Source organism: Bradyrhizobium sp. dw_411, assembly GCF_018449695.1.
GTDB lineage: Bacteria > Pseudomonadota > Alphaproteobacteria > Rhizobiales > Xanthobacteraceae > Bradyrhizobium.
Window position 1 is genome coordinate 198088 of sequence record NZ_JAAVUY010000001.1, and the last position, 19093, is coordinate 217180.

18 protein-coding genes and 1 tRNA gene are annotated in these 19093 nt (G+C 61.7%); 9 read left to right on the forward strand and 10 right to left on the reverse strand.

All coding sequences use genetic code 11. From position 1 onward, the window contains the following. Positions 1-43: 43 nt before the first annotated feature. From rpoN to HB676_RS00920, 6 genes are all read right to left on the reverse strand, one after another. Positions 44-1705 (reverse strand): RNA polymerase factor sigma-54, encoded by a 1662-nt coding sequence (rpoN, locus tag HB676_RS00895; protein ID WP_213735765.1) that lies wholly within the window; start codon positions 1703-1705, stop codon positions 44-46. 119 nt (positions 1706-1824) lie between these two features. After that, a complete protein-coding gene (gene lptB / locus HB676_RS00900) occupies positions 1825-2838 on the reverse strand; it encodes an LPS export ABC transporter ATP-binding protein (RefSeq protein ID WP_213735766.1) in 1014 nt (337 codons plus the stop codon). A gap of 272 nt (positions 2839-3110) precedes the next feature. Next, entirely contained in the window at positions 3111-3812 is a 702-nt protein-coding gene (locus HB676_RS00905) for an LptA/OstA family protein (RefSeq protein WP_249780000.1), read from the reverse strand. Between the two features lie 60 nt (positions 3813-3872). After that, positions 3873-4586, reverse strand: a complete 714-nt coding sequence (locus tag HB676_RS00910) for an LptA/OstA family protein (RefSeq protein WP_213736101.1) — start codon at positions 4584-4586, stop codon at positions 3873-3875. 11 nt (positions 4587-4597) lie between these two features. After that, complete coding sequence (gene lptC, locus HB676_RS00915) at positions 4598-5338, reverse strand: LPS export ABC transporter periplasmic protein LptC (protein ID WP_213735768.1); 741 nt, start codon at positions 5336-5338, stop codon at positions 4598-4600. Between the two features lie 144 nt (positions 5339-5482). Further along, on the reverse strand, positions 5483-6109 hold the full coding sequence (locus HB676_RS00920; protein WP_213735769.1) for a ribonuclease D: 627 nt from the start codon (positions 6107-6109) through the stop codon (positions 5483-5485). A 276-nt stretch (positions 6110-6385) separates the two neighbouring features. Between HB676_RS00920 and HB676_RS00925 the strand changes: the two genes are divergently transcribed. After that, the gene (locus tag HB676_RS00925; protein ID WP_213736102.1) at positions 6386-7648 is read left to right on the forward strand and encodes an MFS transporter; all 1263 of its coding nucleotides are present in this window, start codon (positions 6386-6388) and stop codon (positions 7646-7648) included. 118 nt (positions 7649-7766) lie between these two features. Here HB676_RS00925 and HB676_RS00930 read toward each other — a convergent pair. Further along, a tRNA-Leu gene (locus HB676_RS00930) sits at positions 7767-7853 on the reverse strand. A 200-nt stretch (positions 7854-8053) separates the two neighbouring features. Here HB676_RS00930 and HB676_RS00935 point away from each other — a divergent pair. Then, the gene (locus HB676_RS00935) at positions 8054-9022 is read left to right on the forward strand and encodes a complex I NDUFA9 subunit family protein (RefSeq protein ID WP_213735770.1); all 969 of its coding nucleotides are present in this window, start codon (positions 8054-8056) and stop codon (positions 9020-9022) included. A gap of 247 nt (positions 9023-9269) precedes the next feature. On the opposite strand, the gene HB676_RS00940 is transcribed toward HB676_RS00935, so the two are convergent. Further along, positions 9270-10076: an undecaprenyl-diphosphate phosphatase gene (locus tag HB676_RS00940; protein WP_213735771.1), complete on the reverse strand. Its 807-nt coding sequence runs from the start codon at positions 10074-10076 to the stop codon at positions 9270-9272. A 179-nt stretch (positions 10077-10255) separates the two neighbouring features. Here HB676_RS00940 and HB676_RS00945 point away from each other — a divergent pair, with 179 nt between their 5' ends. Together HB676_RS00945 and queG are read left to right on the forward strand one after the other, a co-directional pair. Further along, positions 10256-10948, forward strand: a complete 693-nt coding sequence (locus HB676_RS00945) for a glutathione S-transferase family protein (RefSeq protein WP_213735772.1) — start codon at positions 10256-10258, stop codon at positions 10946-10948. Then, entirely contained in the window at positions 10897-12081 is a 1185-nt protein-coding gene (queG, locus tag HB676_RS00950; RefSeq protein WP_213735773.1) for a tRNA epoxyqueuosine(34) reductase QueG, read from the forward strand. The genes HB676_RS00945 and queG overlap by 52 nt, the downstream gene beginning before the upstream one ends. A 103-nt stretch (positions 12082-12184) precedes the next feature. Here the strand turns inward: queG and HB676_RS00955 are convergent, their stop codons facing one another. Further along, complete coding sequence (locus HB676_RS00955) at positions 12185-13006, reverse strand: alpha/beta hydrolase (RefSeq protein WP_213735774.1); 822 nt, start codon at positions 13004-13006, stop codon at positions 12185-12187. Between the two features lie 285 nt (positions 13007-13291). On the opposite strand from HB676_RS00955, the gene infC reads away from it, so the two are divergent. Further along, on the forward strand, positions 13292-13831 hold the full coding sequence (gene infC, locus HB676_RS00960; RefSeq protein ID WP_213736103.1) for a translation initiation factor IF-3: 540 nt from the start codon (positions 13292-13294) through the stop codon (positions 13829-13831). A gap of 165 nt (positions 13832-13996) precedes the next feature. Here the strand turns inward: infC and HB676_RS00965 are convergent, their stop codons facing one another. Next, a complete protein-coding gene (locus HB676_RS00965; protein ID WP_213735775.1) occupies positions 13997-14326 on the reverse strand; it encodes a hypothetical protein in 330 nt (109 codons plus the stop codon). A gap of 360 nt (positions 14327-14686) precedes the next feature. Between HB676_RS00965 and rpmI the strand changes: the two genes are divergently transcribed. From rpmI to pheT, 4 genes are all read left to right on the forward strand, one after another. Then, positions 14687-14887: a 50S ribosomal protein L35 gene (rpmI, locus tag HB676_RS00970; RefSeq protein WP_213735776.1), complete on the forward strand. Its 201-nt coding sequence runs from the start codon at positions 14687-14689 to the stop codon at positions 14885-14887. An 85-nt stretch (positions 14888-14972) separates the two neighbouring features. Further along, positions 14973-15332: a 50S ribosomal protein L20 gene (gene rplT / locus HB676_RS00975; RefSeq protein WP_213735777.1), complete on the forward strand. Its 360-nt coding sequence runs from the start codon at positions 14973-14975 to the stop codon at positions 15330-15332. 152 nt (positions 15333-15484) lie between these two features. Then, entirely contained in the window at positions 15485-16567 is a 1083-nt protein-coding gene (gene pheS / locus HB676_RS00980; RefSeq protein WP_213735778.1) for a phenylalanine--tRNA ligase subunit alpha, read from the forward strand. Beyond that, positions 16564-18969 (forward strand): phenylalanine--tRNA ligase subunit beta, encoded by a 2406-nt coding sequence (gene pheT, locus HB676_RS00985; RefSeq protein ID WP_213735779.1) that lies wholly within the window; start codon positions 16564-16566, stop codon positions 18967-18969. The genes pheS and pheT overlap by 4 nt, the downstream gene beginning before the upstream one ends. The last annotated feature ends 124 nt before the right edge of the window (positions 18970-19093 follow it).

Sequence of the window (19093 nt, forward strand, 5' to 3'; positions counted from 1 at the left end):
CTTATAGCGGAACCGACACTATCCCGATTTGCCCGGGACGCAATCAGGCAGGCTGTGTATCGCGGGACCGGTCAGGGGAAGCGGCGGGGGCCGAGAGCGCATTGCCGAGCATGCTCTGTTTGTCGCGGCGACGTTGCACCGACGAAGGAATTCGCATCGCTTCGCGGTACTTCGCGACCGTGCGACGGGCGATATCAATGCCCGATTCGCGCAATCGTTCCACGATGGTGTCGTCCGACAGGATCACCGCGGGGTCTTCGGCATCGATCAGCTGCTTGATGTGATGCCGCACCGCCTCCGCCGAATGGGCTTCGCCGCCGTCGGCCGATGCAATCGAGGCGGTGAAGAAATACTTCAATTCAAAACTGCCGCGATTGGTCGCCATATATTTATTGGCGGTGACACGCGATACGGTCGATTCATGCATCTGGATCGCATCCGCTACCGCTTTAAGGTTAAGCGGCCGCAGATGCGCGACACCATGGGTGAAGAAGCCGTCCTGCTGGCGCACGATCTCGGTTGCGACCTTGAGGATGGTGCGGGCGCGCTGATCGAGCGCGCGCACCAGCCAGGTGGCGTTCTGCAGGCAATCGCTGAAATAGGACTTGTCGCCGTCCTTGCGGATCGTCTTCGACAGCTCGGTGTAATAGACCTGATTGACCAGCACACGCGGCAACGTGTCGCTGTTGAGTTCGACATGCCAGCCGCCGTCCGGCCCGGGCCGCACATAGACGTCCGGCACCATGGTCTGCATGCGCGCCGAGCCGAATTTCAAACCCGGCTTCGGATCGAGCCGGCGAATCTCGCCGATCATGTCGGTGATATCGTCGTCATCGACCCCGCAGAATTTTCGCAAAGCAGCAATATCGCGCTTCGCCAGGAGATCCAGATGCTCGACCAGCGCCTGCATCGCAGGGTCGTAACGGTTAAGCTCGCGCAACTGGATCGCAAGACATTCGCTCAGCGAGCGCGCGCAGACGCCGGGTGGATCGAATTTCTGCAGCACCGCAAGAACTGCCTCAACATCCTGCTGCGATGCGCCAAGCCGCTCGGCGGCCCCGCCGAGATCCGGCGGCAGATAACCCGCTTCATCGACGAGATCGATCAGATATTGCCCGATCATGCGCTGCGCGGGCGCGGCGAAAGCCACCGCCAATTGTTCGGCGAGATGGCTGCCGAGCGTGATCTCGGCGGCCACAAAGGCTTCCAGATTATAGCTGTCATCATTGGAGGCGCCGCCGCCCCATTCGGTGTAGGCCGTAGGCGCCGCATCCTGCGCGGTGCGCGCGGCAGCCTCGGCCGGCTCCTCGGAGAACACGTTGTCGAGGCCCGTATCGAGGGTCTGCTCGATCTCGGCGCGGGTGCCGAGGTCGCGGTTCATCCATTCTTCCTGGCCGGGCTCGAAGCTGTCACCGGTGGAACCGCCCGAAAAGTCGGTGTGGTCGCCGCCGCCATCGTCGCCGTAGCTGCTATCCCCGTCGCCGGAATCCGAGAATTCGGCCCGTTCTGCAACCGGCTCGCCGGCCACCGGAGGCTCGGAACCGTCGCTGGCGCGCTCAAGTAGCGGATTTCGCTCCAGTTCCTCCTCGACAAAGGCCGAGAGGTCGAGATTCGACAGTTGCAGCAGCTTGATCGCCTGCATCAACTGCGGCGTCATCACCAGTGACTGCGATTGCCTAAACTCTAATCTCTGTGTCAGCGCCATGGAGCGAAGAACCGATCCCACCCAAAGTTGGTCCGATTCTTGCTTAAACTAGTCCAAAGCCGATGTACACGGCTTGACGAATTGTAAAAATGGACTAGAGGGCGATTTTCCCGTGGGGCTTAAAGCCGGAATTCCTCGCCCAGATAAAGCCGGCGTACGTCCGGATCATTGACGATCTCCTCCGGACTGCCTTCCGTCAAGATCTCTCCCGCATAGACGATGTAGGCGCGGTCGGTCAGGCCCAGCGTTTCCCGCACATTGTGGTCGGTGATCAGCACGCCGATGCCGCGATTGGTGAGATGGCGGACCAGATCCTGAATGTCGCCCACCGCGATCGGATCGATGCCGGCAAAGGGTTCGTCGAGCAGCATGTAATTGGGCCGTGTCGCCAGCGCGCGCGCGATCTCGACGCGGCGCCGTTCACCGCCGGACAGCGCAATCGACGGCGTTTTACGCAACCGCGTGATGTTGAACTCATCGAGCAGCGAATTGAGTTCGGCCTCGCGTTTTTTGCGCGACGGTTCGACGACTTCGAGTACGGCGCGAATATTCTGTTCCACCGTGAGGCCGCGAAAGATCGAGGCTTCCTGCGGCAGATAACCGATGCCGAGCCGTGCGCGCTGATACATCGGCAGCTTGGTGACGTCGTGGCCGTCGAGTTCGATGGCGCCGCGATCCGCCTTGATCAGGCCGGTGATCATGTAGAAAACCGTGGTCTTGCCGGCGCCGTTCGGACCGAGCAAACCGACCGCCTCGCCGCGGCGAACATAGATGCTGACGCCGCGCACGACCTGACGGGTGCCGAAACTCTTTTCCACGCTATGCACAGCCAGATAGCCGGCGCGTGGTGCCGCGCGTGGGGCGGTTACGCCATTGGTCTTGGCTGCAGCCTTGGTGGGCTGAGATTTGGCTGGTTGAGCCTTGACGGGCGCGGGCCGTGGCTTTTCCGCTCGGGGCGGCTCCAGATTGGGCGATGGCGTTTCGCGGGCCATCGGCGGCGCATCGCGCAGCGGGGCCGTCAGCATCTCGCCCATGCTGTCGCCAAGCACGGTGATATCCTCGCGCGAGCGCGCGAACCCGGGCGCAACGCGTTTGGCCGGGCGTCGACGAAACATGCCGAGTAAATCCACCATTCCCGCTTCGTTCAGCCTCTCACGGTGATCCCGCGACCTGACGCGGCGATTCGATCGCACGCGCAACATGAAGGAATGGATGTCCCTTGCCCAGCGAAACACCCTTGATCGGAAGGACGTATCGCGCGGTCAGGGCATGACCTGCCAAAGTGTCAGCGGTTTGGCGAACGGCCACAGGCCGCGGCCGATCGTTCAAAGCGCGGATGGGTAGATAGAGGTTCCGGCTTGGGGCAGCAAGCTTGTCGATAGCGACTATTTTGCAAGCCTCTGATTTATTTTGGTTTATTCGAAGATCCGACCGCGGGCAATGGCGATCCCGGCAAGACCGGCCCGCAGTCTTTTCCAGACTGGATAATTAGCGCTTGCACCGTTCCTTTATCGGATTCGACCCGCGACATGCCGGTGGTCATGTCCACCATCAGGCGATCCCCGCGCACCACGTTTTTACATTGGGTCAGGACGACCCCACCCAGCATGGTAATCAGGTTGGTTTTGGTGTCGAACACGGCGGTTTCGCCAGTCACGACCTGATCCTTCTGAGTCACGACCACATTGCCCCGGGCCTCCAGGCGCTTGATCGACGAAGCGCCGCCGGGACCTGGAGTCGCGGCCTGCATCGGCGCGGCCGGCACCACTTTTGCCCCGGCCTTCGCATTGGCCGACGGCGCCGCGGGAACCGAGTTGGAATCGTAAAACACCACCAGCGTCTTCGACGTCATGGTGGTGTCGCCCTGAACCACCTTCACATTGCCGGAGAAGGTCGCTTCTTTCTTTTTGTCGCGCATCTCCAGCGCGGCGGCATCGATCTGGATCGGCTGATCGCGGTTTTGCGAAAAGCCCTGCATCGCGTTCGGCACGCCTGTCGCCGCGTTCTGGGCGGCAGCTTCACCTGCGATCGTGACGAGCGCGACTATGGCAGCGGATGCACAGCGCGCCATCAGTCCAACCCTGTGGATGCGCCGGAAAAGCATCATGATGAAAATCATTTCGCGCTGACAGCTGCTGCAAACCCAAGACGCAGCGGACAATCAATATTATTTGGGTTTACTTCCGTTCCCGGGCCCCGCCGGGCTGCTTGGCGGCACGCCCGGCAGGAGCGAGCCGTTCTGGCCGGACGACTGGAACAGGCCCTGCACGCGCCCGGAATCGGATTCCACCCGCGACACGCCGGTGGTCATGTCGACCATCAGGCGATCGCCGCGCAGTACATTCTTGTTCTGGGTCAGCACCACGCCCCCGAGCATGGTGACCAGATTGGTCTTGGTATCGAACACGGCGGTTTCGCCGGTCACGACCTGGTCCTTCTGGGTCACGACCACATTGCCGCGCGCCTCCAGCCGCTTGATCGACGAGGCACCGCCGGGACCGGGAGTCGCGGATTGCATCGGCGCGGACGGGGCCGGCGCGGCTTTGGTTCCCGCCTTCGCATTGGCTGCCGGAGTTGCCGGCGCCGCGGCACCCGAATTGGAATCGTAGAACACCACCAGCGTCTTCGACGTCATGGTGGTGTCGCCCTGAATTACCTTCACATTGCCGGAGAAGGTCGCTTCCTTTTTCTTGTCGCGCATCTCCAGCGTCGCGGCCTCGATCTGGATCGGCTGATCGCGATTTTGCGAAAAGCCCTGCATCGCATTGGGCACGCCGGTCATCGTGCTCTGCGCCGTGGCATCGCCGGTGACCATCGCGAGCGCAGCAGCGCCGGCGCTAACTGCGATCCGCCGAATCAGGGTACTGCGCGACGAAACCATCTTCATGCGTATCATTTCGAGTTGGCAGACTTGTTGGATAGCGACCGCGTCTTGGCGGGACGGACGGGCGCAGGCGGCGGCACCGGCTCCGGCTCGGCGGCGGGAGGCGGCAGCTTGTCGATTTTCATCACAACATTGCCTTCAAATCTCACCGTCTCGCCACCGTTGGTTATCTTGAGCTTGTCGGAGGATATGGTTCCGTCTGCCCATTTCACATCGACATGCTCGTCCGAGGTCACGGTATTCTTGGCCATGTCGACAAAGGCCTGACTGAGCCACGCTTCATACCCCGTAGAGGTCTGCAAGTAGATGTCCTTATGCAAATCGAGCAATTGCTGCTTGGTATCCATCACACCGGTCAGCGCATCCAGGGTCACGGTCGACTGATCCTCCATCAGCACCTTGGCCCGCAACGTCTTGAGCTCGACGTGATCCGGGTCGGTGACATCCTGGGTCGCGGTCTTGGCCCAGACCTCGTAGGGCCGCCGGTCCGGCGTGTAGCCCGACATATGTGGTGATTCCATCGTGATCTTGGTACCGGAGACGACGAGGTTTTCCATATCGATCGGCAGCTTGGGCATCAGCATCCGGAACGGATTGAACACCGACACCAGGACGATCGCCGCCATCGACAGGATCACCGCCGCCGGGACCGCCACGCGCAGCGCCCGCACGATTCGGCTGTGGCGCGCCGCGATCGCAAAGCGCGCCTCCATTCCGGCTTGATAGGCAGGATTCTGAACCGAACTCACCACCGCTCCAGGCGCAACAAGACCTGATCATTCTACCCGGGATCGCCGGATTAAGCAGCCGGGACCTCGGGGTACGAGTGTGTCCGAAACGGGGCGCGAACCGCCGACAATAGCCCTGAAAGGCCGTTGAAATGGGCCATTGGCTCACGAATGCGCGAAAATATCCTCGGTGTCCCAGCCCTGCAGATCGAGCCTGGCCCGGGTCGGCAAAAATTCGAAACAGGCCTGCGCCAACTCAGTACGGCCCTCACGCGCCAGCATCGCATCGAGGCGCTCGCGCAAGCCATGCAGATGCAGCACATCTGAAGCCGCGTACGCCAGTTGCGCGTCGCTCAGATTTTGCGAGCCCCAGTCGCTCGATTGCTGCTGCTTCGACAGATCGATGTTGAGCACCTCGCGCACCAGATCCTTGAGCCCATGGCGATCGGTATAGGTGCGGGTCAGCCGGGACGCGATCTTGGTGCAGTACACCGGCTGCGGCATCACGCCGAAGGCGTTGTAGAGCGCGGCGAGGTCGAACCGCGCGAAATGAAAAATCTTGGTGATTTTCGGATTGGCGAGCAGCGCTTTCAAGTTCGGCGCGTCGGCCGGATTCTTGCCGTGGTCTTTCGGAATCTGTACGACATCGGCGCTGCCATCGCCGTTCGACAATTGCACCACGCAGAGCCGGTCGCGATGCGGGTGCAGCCCCATGGTCTCGGTATCGATCGCCACTGAATCGGTGTAGCGGGCAAGATCAGGCAGATCGCCGCGATGCAGGCGTACAGTCATGGTGTTTTGGAACCTCGTCGAATCGATACGGCCAAACTACCGCCCAAATTCGAAAGAGGCGAGCGGCAGGGAAGCTGCCCCAGCCATAATATGCCAATAAAATCAGGACAAATCGTGCTGACGAAATAAAATTAGGGACCCGGCAACGTCTCGCCCGCTTTTCGCTCCGGGGCCCTCGGCCTGAAAATCCGATCCACGCCCGCCGTGCAATCACGCCGTGCCGACCCCATATCTGCCCGCGCACCGCCTTGAATGAGTGACATGACCGAACAAAGCTTGACTGAACAGACCGTGGCCGCGCCGATCGTCGATCAGCAACCCGGCTTCTCCCGTTACCAGTCAGTCCTCGTTGCCTTGCTGGCGCTGGTCCAGTTCACCATCATTCTCGACTTCATGATCATGTCGCCACTCGGCGCGATCATCATGCCGGCGCTGGATATTTCGGCCGCGCAATTCGGCGTAGCGGTCTCAGCCTACGCCTTCAGCGCGGGGATTTCGGGCATCCTGGCGGCCGGCTTTGCCGACCGGTTCGATCGCAAACGGCTGTTGCTGTTTTTCTATCTCGGCTTCACCGCGGGAACCGCGCTCTGCGCGCTGGCGCCGAACTATCATCTGCTGCTGATCGGCAGAATTGTTACCGGATTGTTCGGCGGCGTGATCGGCTCGGTCGTTCTGGCCATCGTCACCGACCTTTTTGCATTAAACCTGCGCGGCCGCGTGATGGGTTACGTGCAGACCGCATTTGCGGCCAGCCAGGTACTGGGTATTCCGGCCGGGCTTTTTCTCTCCAATCACTGGAACTGGCATGTCGCGTTCGGCGCGCTGGTGATCCTGGCGATCGTTACCATCGCCGCCATCGCGCTGGTAATGCGGCCGGTGAACGCACATCTTTTATTGAAGCAGGACAACAATGCCTTCCGGCATTTGATCGCGACCCTCAGCCAGCCGCGCTATACGCTGGCCTTCGGGGTGACGACATTGCTCGCGACCGGCGGCTTCATGCTGATGCCGTTCGGCAGCGCCTTTACCGTGCACAATCTCGGCATCGATATCCTGCATCTTCCGACCATCTATCTGGTTTCCGGATTATTCAGCATCTTCACCGGCCCGCTGGTCGGCAGGGCGAGCGACACATTCGGCAAATTTCCGGTGTTTGTGTTCGGCAGCGCGGTGTCGGTGGTCATGGTGTTGATCTATACGCACCTTGGCCAGGTGAGCTTGACGACCGTGATCGTCGTCAACGTGTTGATGTTCGTCGGCATCTTTTCGCGCATGATCCCGTCGCAAGCGCTGATTTCGGCGATCCCCGACCCCAGCCAGCGCGGCTCCTTCAGCGCGGTCAGCGCGTCGCTGCAACAACTCTCCGGCGGGCTTGGATCGGTTCTGGCTGCCGCAATCATCGCGCAAAATGCCGATGGCACGCTCCGGCATTTCGACCGGCTCGGATACATCGTCGTGGCGACATCGCTGCTGTCGTTGGTCGCGATGTATTTCATCCAGAAATCGGTCACGAATCAGACCGGCAAGCAGGTGGTTTGAGGCGGGAGTTCGGTTTGGCCGAGGGCCAGGGATCTCATATCGCCGCGGCCCAATGCGGCGATCCCGCACCGGCTAACGACAGATCCGATCCGCCGGATTTCGTGCAAAAAGCACCGGATGGTGCCCAGGAAAGGACTCGAACCTTCACGGCCGTTAAGCCACTGGCACCTGAAGCCAGCGCGTCTACCAATTCCGCCACCTGGGCATTAGGGGCGGTTACTACGGATCGGTCGCGCGCTTGTCAAATTGGCGACCGGGGGACCAAATATACTGCTCTGCGGGACATGACGACGCGGCGCGAAAGCGCTAAACAATCCCGGAATCCCTTCGTGAATCCCCTCATAAGTCCCTTGGAAAATCTCTTAATAAGTTTCTTGGGACTTTGGCTGACAGGAAATGACCCCCATGGCATCGAATTCGGACACCCTGGTTACGGTTTTCGGAGGATCGGGTTTTCTGGGGCGAAATGTAGTCCGCGCGCTGTGCAAGCGCGATTACCGCGTCCGGGTCGCGGTGCGGCGGCCGGAACTGGCCGGGCATCTGCAGCCCCTCGGGAAAGTCGGCCAGATTCACGCCGTCCAGGCCAATCTGCGCTATCCGGCGTCGGTCGAGGCCGCGATGCGCGATTCCCACGTCGCGATCAATCTGGTGGGTATCCTGACCGAAAGCGGTGCGCAGACCTTTGACGCCGTGCAAGGCACGGGCGCAGGCACCGTGGCCAAGGCCGCGGCTGCGGCTGGCGCACGGATGGTGCATATCTCGGCCATCGGCGCCGATGAGAATTCGGAGTCGCGTTACGCCCGCGCCAAGGCGGCCGGCGAAAAGGCCGTGCTCTCGGCCATCCCCTCGGCGACGATCCTGCGGCCTTCGGTCGTGTTCGGGCCCGAGGATCAGTTTACCAACCGCTTTGCCGCGCTGGCCCGGATGTCGCCGGTGCTGCCGCTGATCGGCGGCGGGGCGACCAAATTGCAGCCGGTCTATGTCGGCGATATCGCAACCGCGGTTGCGGACGCCGTCGACGGCAAGACCAAGGCCGGCGCGACCTATGAACTCGGCGGCCCGGAAGTGCTGACGATGCGCGAAATCATGGAAATCATTCTCGCGACCACCGAGCGTAACCGCATGCTGGTATCGCTGCCGTTCGGGCTCGCAAAACTCAAGGCCACGTTCCTGCAATTCGCGCCGGGCGCGCTGAAACTGACGCCGGATCAGGTGACGCTACTCCGCAGCGACAATGTGGTGTCGGATGCGGCGAAAGCCGCCGGGCTCACGCTGGAAGGCCTGGGCATTGTGCCGGATTCGCTGGAAGCGATCGCGCCGCAATATCTCTGGCGCTTCCGCGCCGCCGGGCAGTTTCAGAAGAAGAGCGCGTAAGCCACTGGCGTGCTCCTCATCCTGAGGAACATCGCAAAGCGATGCGTCTCGAAGGATGGACGCGGATGGCGTGTGCCAGATGGTTCGAGACGCGCGCCAAGCGCGCTCCTCACCATGAGGGACTGTCACCGCCTCACGCCAGATCCGTAGGGTGGGCAAAGCGAAGCGTGCCCACCACAACAAGCGCAATCGCTGCGAGGATGGTGGGCACGGCGCAAACGCCTTTGCCCACCCTACGCTTCCCGCTTTACCGCCCCATCGCCAGCGCAATCAGCCCGAGCGTGCCGACGATCACGCGCCACCACGCGAACAGCGTGAAGCCGTGGCGGGTGACGTAGCTGAGGAACGTCTTCACCACGATGATCGCGGTGACGAAAGACACCACGAAGCCGATCGCGATGACCCCGAGGTGGTCCGACGTCATCTCGCCGCGGTTCTTGTAGAGATCATAGGCGAACGCACCGACCATAGTCGGGATCGCGAGAAAGAACGAGAATTCCGCCGCCGCGCGCTTCTCGGCGCCGAGCAGCATCGCCGCGACGATGCTGGCGCCGGAGCGTGACACGCCCGGGATCATCGCGAGGCACTGTGCAAATCCGATCGCCAGATACATCGGCAGCGGAAATTTCGTCGCATCATATTCATGCGGTTTGTGATCGAGCTGATCGACCCACAGCAGGATCGCGCCGCCGACGATCAGCGAAAAGCACACCACCCACGGATTGAACAGATAGGATTTGATCAGGCCGCCGGCGAGCGCGCCGATAACGGCCGCCGGCAGAAACGCCACCAGCACGCCGATGACGAAGCGGCGATCTTCCGGATTGGAGAACATGCCGAGCGCGATGTTCCACAATTTGGCGAAGTAGATCACGACAATCGCGAGAATGGCGCCAAGCTGAATCAGAACCGCGAAGCTCTGCCAGAAACTGCCATCGCCGAGGCCGAAGAAACGCTGGGCCAGCAGCAGATGGCCCGTCGAGGACACCGGTAGAAATTCAGTGACGCCTTCGATAATCCCGAGAATTACCGCCCTTATTGCATCAGACATCATGATCCGTTCCGTTGTGATCAGCCCGACCGAAAAAAGCCGGGTTCTTCTCGCTTATTCCCCTGCCCGCCGCAACGTCAAAATACGAAAACACAGGGTTGCCTCGTTCGTCCGCTTCTGTAGGTTGGCGCACGTCTCGGCGGTGAGAGTTTTTTAAGCACCGCGACTTTATCAAGGACTTCATGTTCACGCTGTTTCATCATCCGTTCTGCCCGCATTCGCGCTTCATTCGCCTGGCGATCGGCGAACACGGTCTCGATCTGCGTCTGGTGGAAGAGCGGGTCTGGGAACGGCGCGAGGCGTTTCTCGCGCTGAATCCCGCGGGCACCACGCCGGTGCTGACAGCCGAAGGCCGGCCGCCGATTCCAGGTGCCGCCATTATCGCCGAATATCTCGATGAAGTTCACGGCGCCGAGATGCAAGAGCGCCGGCTGATGCCGACAGGTGTCAATGAGCGTGTCGAAGTGCGCCGGCTGATGGCGTGGTTCAACGAAAAATTTTTCGAGGAAGCGTCCAATCCGCTGGTCACCGAGCGAATCTATAAGCGCTTCATGAGCGAGGGCGATGGCGGCGGCGCGCCGACCGCCGAAGTGATCCGCGCGGCCAAGGCAAATGTACGCTATCATCTGGCCTATATCGGCTGGCTGGCGCAGACGCGGAATTTTCTGGCCGGCGACCAGCTTACCTATGCGGACCTCGCCGCCGCGGCGCATCTTTCGGCGATCGATTATCTGGGCGACGTGCCATGGATCGAGGACGACGCGGCAAAGGCGTGGTACGCGCGGGTGAAATCCCGCCCCTCGTTCCGTCCGCTGCTGAGCGAATGGCTGGCGGGCGTCCCGGCGTCGCGGACCTATGTGGACCTCGACTTCTGAGTACACAAGCCAGGCTTGCTCCTGCTGAGATCAAGCAAAAACTTGCCGACGAAGCGCGCGCGCTAGGCTTCGATTGCATCGGCATCACCGATCCCGATGCGATCGCGAAGGCCGGCCAGTATTTCCGCGAATTCCTCGAGGCCGGCGCGCATGGCGACATGGATTGGCTGGCAGCCAATCCGCAGCGCCGTACCGATCCGCGCGTACTGTGGCCGGGCGTACGCTCGGTGATCATGCTGGGCGTCAATTATGGCCCCGACGAGAATCCGCTTTCGATCCTGCAACAACGAAGCCGCGGCGCGATCTCGGTCTATGCGCGCGGCGATGATTATCACGACTTGATCAAGAAGCGCCTGAAGGCGCTGGCGCGATGGCTGGTCGCGGCGACCTGCGAAGAGGTCAAGGTATTCGTCGACACCGCCGCGGTAATGGAAAAACCGCTGGCGCAGGCGGCGGGACTGGGCTGGCAGGGCAAGCATACGAATCTGGTTTCGCGCGAGCTGGGCTCGTGGCTGTTTCTCGGTGCGATCTATACGGCGGCGGAACTGCCGCGCGATGAAGCCGATACCGATCATTGCGGCTCATGCCGGGCCTGCCTCGATGCCTGCCCGACCGCGGCCTTTCCCGCGCCCTACAAACTCGATGCGCGGCGCTGCATTTCGTATCTCACCATCGAAAATAAAGGCCCGATCCCGCACGAATTTCGTAAAGCCATCGGCAATCGCATCTATGGCTGCGACGATTGCCTCGCGGTTTGCCCCTGGAACAAATTTGCGCAGGCCGGCCATGAGTCCAAACTCGCGGCACGCGATGAATTGCGCGCGCCCGATCTTGCCGCGCTGGCGCGGCTCGACGATGCGGCGTTTCGCGCGCTGTTTACGAAATCACCGGTCAAACGCATCGGCCGCGACCGCTTCATCCGCAATGTGCTGATCGCGATCGGCAATTCGAACGATGCCGCGTTGGCCATCGAGGCCAAGCATCTGCTCGATGATGAAAGCCCGCTGGTTCGCGGCGCCGCGGTGTGGGCGCTGTCGCAATTGACGGCGCCGGATGAGTTTGCGGCGCTCGCGGCGAAGACCGCGAGTTATGAGACGGACGAAACCGTTCGCGCGGAGTGGCAAAACGCCTGATGTTTACTCCGTCATTCCGGGGCAATGCGCAGCATTGAACCCGGAATCTCGAGATTCCGGGTTCGGCGCTATCGCGCCGCCCCGGAATGACAGCATCAAAATCTCACCCAATCTCCGCGACCGCCGCGAGCATGCGCGCGATGTCCTGCGGCCGCGACAGGCGGTGATCGCCGTCCTGGATTACCGTCAGCACCACGTCATCGACCGGCAGCCGGTGCGCCAGCGCAAAGGCATGCCGCCACGGCACATCCGGATCCTGCGCGCCCTGAAGAATGCGGATCGGGCAGCCCACCTCGATCGCACTGCCGAGCAACAGATGCCGTCGCCCCTCTTCGATCAGCGTGCGCGTGATCGGATAAGGCTCGCCATATTCCGACGGCCGCAACCACACGCCGTTGGTCTCGATCTCGTGCTTCACTTCTGGTGAAAAGCCTTTCCACATCAATTCTTCGGTGAAATCCGGCGCCGGCGCGATCAGCACCAGCCCGGCCAGCGACATCAGGCTCGCCGGTCGCTTCAAGAGTTCGCGCGCCAGCAACAGCGCCATCCAGCCGCCCATCGAGGAACCGATCACGACCTGTGGTCCCTGACAAAACTGTTCAAACACTGCGACGCTTTCTTCCAGCCAGCGCCCGATGGTGCCGTCGATGAACGCGCCGCCGGATTCGCCATGGCCGGAATAATCGAATCTGACGCAGGCGCGATGGTGCTCGGCTGCCCATGCGTCCAGCGCGATGGCCTTGGTGCCCTGCATGTCCGATTTAAAACCGCCGAGCCAGAACAGCCCCGGCGCGCCGCCGGAGCGGGCCCGCACGGCGATGCGGCGCGTTCCGCTGTCCTGGGTCTGACCGACAGTTTCGCTGTCCCGGGTCTGGCCGACCTCAATAAAAACCGGTTCAGGTCCGGCTGCCGTGGAATGGGTCATGGATCATTACTCTGTTTGGCTGCTGTTTGAGTGAGCACACACGATCCGTCAACGGACGCCAATACCGCTCTCGATTGGCTCCTGACAGTCTCTCGGGCATTGCGGAACATCCGCCCGGCCGCTATGTGGACAGTTCTGAGCAATATCGTCCCGCCGGCGTTAGCCAGCGTGGCCAAAATGCCTCGCATTTGATGGTTTCGTGCGCGTATTCGAGCAAGTTTGCTTGCCCGTTGAGCCGTATTCCTTCACACTGTTGCCTTCGTTCACAACCTTGGAGAGTTACCCATTCGCCGTCCCAACAGAGCCCCGCCCGCCGCCGCCAAAGACGGGCCGCGCACCAACGATGAAATCCGCAACGCACAAGTTCAGCTGATCGATCAGACCGGCCTGAACCACGGCACGGTCGAGACAGTGACCGCCGTCAAGATGGCACTCGAGGCCGGCATGGACCTCGTGGAGATTTCGCCGAACACCAGTCCTCCCGTTTGCAAGATTATGGATTACGGGAAGTTCAAATATTCCGCGCAGAAGAAAGCCGCGGAAGCTCGCAAGAAACAGAAGGTCGTCGAGATCAAGGAGATCAAGCTTCGGCCGATGATCGACGATCACGATTACGACGTGAAGATGCGCGCGATGCAGCGGTTCTTCGAGGAGGGCGACAAGGTCAAGATCACCTTGCGCTATCGTGGCCGCGAAATGGCGCACCAGGAAATCGGCACCAAGCTTCTGGACAAGGTCAAGACCGACGTCGCGGAGTTTGCCAAGGTCGAGCAGGACGCACGTTTCGAAGGCCGCCAGGTCGTCATGGTTCTGGCTCCGCGCTAATCGCGCAAACAGCTAGCTATCGTCCCTGCGAAAGCAGGGACCCATAGTCACCGATCTCAGTTGTTGCCAAAGGTCTCTACGCGCGTGCCCTTAATGACAGGGCACGGCGTATGGGTCCCTGCTCTCGCAGGGACGACGATTTAGAGAGTTAGGTGCCGGAGCAGATCAGCTTCTAACGGCCCGCCAGCTACCGCTGCACTTGTCGCCGGTAATGATCCCGCTCCATCGGCCGCTGCCAGAATTGCCGGCAAGCCTGCCGCGGCCGGTCGCGACCGAAGCGCCAACCGAAATTTTGACGGAAACGTTGCCGCGGGGACTGATCCCGCCAGTGACCTTGCCGCCCCCTGCCGACGAAAGGTGAGTACCGGCCACGTTGAAGGGGACCGTGTGGTCGGAACTGCAATTACCTGCCTGGGTGGCGAAGGTCACGTTCCAGGTCCCGTCAAAGGCACCCGGCCTGGCCATCGCAGCCTGTGCGCCGGAGGGCGCGGACATCGCGACGGCGCCAAAAACGACAGCCGCAAAAATGGATCGCAGGGCGCTCAAGCGCCCGAAATTAATGGAATGGGCAATCGATTGGGCTGATATGGGCATGTTTTCCCTGTTTTAGCTCGGTTCCGCACGAGGTCAGCCTATACGTCTGATATTACGGTTCCATGGTTCATTGTTGCCAATTGGGTCCGTCTCTGCCATAAGCCCACGCTTCATCGCCCGGCTGATCAAGGGCTGCCGTGTCGATGTCCGTGCTGGTTGTGACCACTAGGAAATAACCGAGCACTTTCAACGCTCTAACGAGCATTTTAGCCGCGAAAGCGCCCTCCGGGCGCATTTTTCTGTGGCCTATAGGAGAGCCAAATGCCCAAGCTGAAGACCAAATCGGGCGCTAAAAAGCGCTTCAAGGTGACTGCCACCGGCAAAGTACTGGCCGCCCAGCGCGGCAAACGCCACGGCATGATCAAGCGGACGAAAAAGCAGATTCGTCAGCTTCGCGGCACCCGCGTGCTGTTCAAGACCGACGGCGACAACATCAAGAAATATTTCTTGCCGAACGCCTGATCGTTCAGGCCGCGCACGCGGTCCATTTTAGCCGAGCCGCGCCCGCGCGGCTGATCCGTCACCCATTTCATGAAGGAGACCCGTCATGTCTCGCGTTAAACGCGGTGTGACCTCTCACGCCAAGCACAAGAAAGTCTACAAGGCCGCCAAGGGTTTTTACGGCCGCCGCAAGAACACCATCCGCGCCGCCAAGGCCGCCGTCGACAAGGCCGGGCAATATGCGTTCCGCGACCGCAAGCGCAAGAAGCGCACCTTCCGCGCGTTGTGGATCCAGCGTCTCAATGCCGCGGTGCGTCCGTTCGGCATGACCTACAGCGTCTTTATCAACGGCCTCTCCAAGTCGGGCATCACGGTCGACCGCAAGGTGCTATCGGATCTCGCGATCAATGAGCCGGCGGCATTCCAGGCGATCGCCGAAAAGGCCAAGGCCGCGCTGGCGGCGTAAGGCGCTGCCCTGTTGGGGCTGTGCGAAGTGTGTGAAGTCGTCATGCCCGGCCATAGCGGTCTGTGTTACGCAGATCGCGTAGACTTGTCTGCGATGCCGGCCATGACGGGCTAGGGGTAGCGACTTCAGCATCCTGGCCAAAAAGGATTGCCATGACCGATCTCGCCCAACTTGAATCCCAAATCCTCGCAGAGATCGCCGCCGCCGGTGACGAAGCCGCGCTTGAAGCGGTGCGCGTCGCAGCGCTCGGCAAGAAGGGATCGATCTCGGCCTTGCTGGCGACGCTCGGCAAGATGTCGCCGGACGAGCGCAAAACCCAAGGTGCGGCGATCAATCTCGCCAAAGACACCGTCACGCAGGCGCTGACCGCGCGCCGCGATATCCTTAAATCCGCAGCGCTCGACGCGCGGCTCGCCTCCGAAACCATCGACGTCACGCTGCCGCTGCGCGAAACCCCGGCGGAGCAGGGCCGGATCCATCCGCTCAGCCAGGTGATGGACGAGCTGACGACCATCTTCGCCGATATGGGATTCTCGATCGCCGAAGGTCCGGATATCGAAACCGACGATTACAACTTCACCAAGCTGAATTTCCCGGAAGGCCATCCGGCGCGCGAGATGCACGACACGTTCTTCTTCAATCCGAAGGAAGACGGCTCGCGCATGCTGCTGCGAACCCACACGTCGCCGGTGCAGGTCCGCACCATGCTGACGCAAAAGCCGCCGATCCGCATCGTCTGCCCGGGCCGCACCTATCGCATCGATTCCGACGCGACCCATACGCCGCAGTTTCACCAGGTCGAAGGCCTGGTGATCGACAAGGGCTCGCATCTCGGCCACCTCAAATGGATCCTGCATGAATTCTGCAAGGCATTCTTCGAGGTTGACAACATCAACATGCGCTTCCGCCCGTCGTTCTTCCCGTTCACCGAACCGTCGCTCGAAGTCGACATCCAGTGCCGGCGCGACAAGGGCGAAATTCGCTTCGGTGAAGGCGAGGACTGGCTGGAGATTCTCGGCTGCGGCATGGTGCACCCGAACGTGCTGCGCGCCTGCGGCATCGATCCCGACGTCTACCAAGGCTTCGCCTGGGGCATGGGCATCGACCGCATCGCGATGCTGAAATACGGCATGTCCGATCTGCGGCAGCTATTCGAAAGCGACGTCCGCTGGCTCAGCCATTATGGCTTCAAACCGCTCGATGTCCCGACGCTGGCGGGAGGACTGAGTTCGTGAAATTCACTCTCTCCTGGCTGAAGGAATATCTCGACACCGACGAGCCCCTGGAAAAGCTCGCCGAGAAGCTCACCATGATCGGGCTTGAGGTCGAGCATATCGAGGACAAGGCGAAGGCGCTGGCGCCGTTTACGATTGCGCGGGTGATTTCCGCCGAACAGCACCCCAATGCGGACCGGTTGCGGGTCTGCATGGTCGATACGGGTAACGGTGCCGCGCCGGTACAGGTCGTATGCGGCGCGCCGAATGCGCGGGCCGGTCTTGTCAGCGTGTTTTCGCCGCCCGGCACGTTCATTCCCGGCAAGAACATCACGCTCGGCGTCGGCACCATCCGGGGCGTCGAGAGCCGCGGCATGCTGTGCTCGGCAGCCGAGCTGCAGATTTCCGAAGACCACGACGGCATCATGGAATTGCCGGCCGACGCACCGCTCGGCGCCGGATACGCGCAATGGGCCGGGCTCGGCGATCCCGTGATCGAGATCAATCTGACGCCGAACCGGCAGGACTGCACCGGCGTGCACGGCATCGCGCGCGATCTGTTCGCCGCCGACATGGGGAAATTCAAAGACCCCGGCATCAAGCCAATCAAGGGCGAATTCCTCTGTCCCGTGAAGGTGACGATCGAAGACACTTCGCTCTGTCCGGGCTTCGCGCTGCGCCTGGTGCGCGGCGTCAAGAACGGCCCGTCGCCGGAATGGCTGCAGAAGCGCCTGACCTCGATTGGCCTGCGCCCGATCAACGCGCTGGTCGATATCACCAACTTCATGACCTATGACCGCGCCCGGCCGCTGCATGTGTTCGACGCCGCAAAAGTAAAAGGCAATCTCACCGTACGCCACGCGCGCGACGGCGAGACGCTGCTGGCGCTGGACGGCCGCACTTACACCCTCGATCGCAATGTCTGTGTGATTTCAGACGAACACGGCGTTGAATCGCTGGCCGGCATCATGGGCGGCGAGGCCTCGGGCTGTTCCGAAGACACCACCGACGTGCTGATCGAATCCGCGCTGTGGAACGAAATCAACATCGCGCAGACCGGCCGCAAGCTCGGCATCAATTCGGATGCGCGCTACCGGTTCGAGCGCGGCGTCGATCCGGCCTTCATGCTGCCGGGGCTGGAGATGGCGACGCGGCTGGTGATGGAACTGTGCGGCGGCACGCCGTCGGAGAATATCGTCGCCGGCAATGCGTTCGGCGAAGATCGCGTGATCGATTTTCCGCTCGCGGAAACCAAACGTCTGGCCGGCATCGATGTGCCGTTACCGGAAGCCAAGCGCATTCTGAGCCATCTCGGCTTCATGGTGGCCGGCAGCGGGCCGGTTGTGAAGGTCGCGGTGCCGTCCTGGCGTTCGGATGTGCATGGCAAGGCCGACATTGTCGAGGAGATCGTGCGCATCGTCGGCGTCGATAAAGTGCCGATGACGCCGTTCGAACGCGGCGACGCGCCACGCAAGCCGATCCTCAGTTCGATCCAGTTGCGCACCCGCCGCGCCAAGCGCGCGCTTGCGACGCGCGGCATGGTCGAAGCCGTGACATGGTCGTTCATCTCCAAGCCGCATGCCGAATTGTTCGGCGGCGGCAAAAGCGAACTCGCGCTCGCCAATCCGATTGCGTCGGATCTGTCGGACATGCGGCCGAGCCTGCTGCCGGGCCTGGTCGCCGCCGCGCAGGCCAATGCCGATCGCGGATTTCCGGATGTCGCGCTGTTTGAAGTGGGTCAAATATTCAAAGGCGATAGGCCGGAAGACCAATTGATCGCAGCCGCCGGTGTACGCCACGGCTTTGCATCCTCGCGGGGCATCGGCCGGCACTGGTCCGGCTCCGTGACCGCAGATGCGCTCGACGCCAAGGCCGATGCGTTCGCGGTGCTCGCCGCCGCCGGCGCGCCGATGCAGGCGTTGCAGATCGTATCTGGTGGGGCCAACTGGCTGCATCCCGGCCGTTCCGGCGCCATCCAGATCGGTCCGCAAAATGTGCTGGGATATTTCGGCGAGCTGCATCCGCGCACGCTGGAAGCACTCAAGGCTGACGGCCCGCTGATTGCGTTTGAGGTGATTCTGGATCGAATTCCCGCAGCGAAGCAGAAGCCGACCCGCGCCAAGCCGGTGCTCGAACTCTCGGCGTTCCAGCCGGTGTCACGCGACTTTGCCTTCACCGTCGATCGCAGCGTCAAGGCCGGCGACATCGTGCGTGCCGCGCAAGGCGTCGACAAGCAACTGATCACGGCTGTCACCGTGTTCGACGTCTATGAAGGCAAGGGCGTCGAAGACGGCAAGAAATCCGTCGCCATCGCCGTGACGATCCAGCCGCGCGAGAAAACCCTGACCGATCAGGAAATCGATGCGGTCGCGGCGAAGATCGTGGCTGAGGTCAGCAAGAAGACTGGCGGCGCGTTGCGGTAGGGTATGGTGAGATTGAATCGATCTGCAACAATACCGACAGTGCCCCCCCTCTCCCCTTGTGGGAGAGGGTTGGGGTGAGGGGTTCAGGTCTATCGATGGTCCGTAACCCCTCACCCGGATCACA